1 protein-coding gene and 1 pseudogene are annotated in these 586 nt (G+C 45.4%); one reads left to right on the plus strand and one right to left on the minus strand.

Going from position 1 to position 586, the window contains the following annotated elements:
• A pseudogene (locus tag R8N47_RS26890) lies at positions 1-257 on the plus strand (ABC transporter); the annotation flags it as partial.
• A 13-nt stretch (positions 258-270) separates the two neighbouring features.
• On the opposite strand, the gene R8N47_RS26895 reads toward R8N47_RS26890, so the two are convergent.
• On the minus strand, positions 271-586 hold a 316-nt coding region (locus tag R8N47_RS26895; protein ID WP_318186323.1), incomplete at its 5' end, for an EAL domain-containing protein.

Below are 586 nucleotides of genomic sequence, written 5' to 3' on the forward strand. Positions count from 1 at the left end.
AACGTTTGCTGTTGATCGCGCGCGCTATAGCGAAGCAGCCAACACTACTCATTTTGGATGAGCCCTATCAAGGTCTCGACTTTTTAGGACGACGCTTGGTAAAAAACACGTTGGAACTGATTGCACGTGAAAATCTCAGCCAATTGCTTTACGACTCCCATTACCAAGAAGACAGCCTTGAGAGCATCAAAAACGATCTTGAGTTTGTCTTCGATGACGAAGCGCAGTGTTATCGCGCTCAAATTCATCACTGGTAATGCGTAACAAGAGCTAGGAAATCGGCTGCTGCGCAAGCAGGGAATATGGTAAAGGTTTGGAATACAGGTAGCCTTGATGGTATTGCACTCCCATATTTTTCAAATGCTCTGCTTGCGCCGGCGTTTCGACGCCTTCGGCAATCAACTTCACTTGCAGCTCGTCCGCAAAATGAACGATGGCATTCAATACGGATGCACTCACACTTTGAATGCCTATGGTTTCAACAAAACACTTGTCGATCTTCAAATAATCAATTTTCATGTGCTGCAAAAATGCTAACGACGTTTGCCCAGTTCCAAAGTCGTCGATCAGTACATCAATTCCGTGC

The sequence above is a fragment of the Vibrio sp. 2132-1 genome (genome assembly GCF_033344315.1).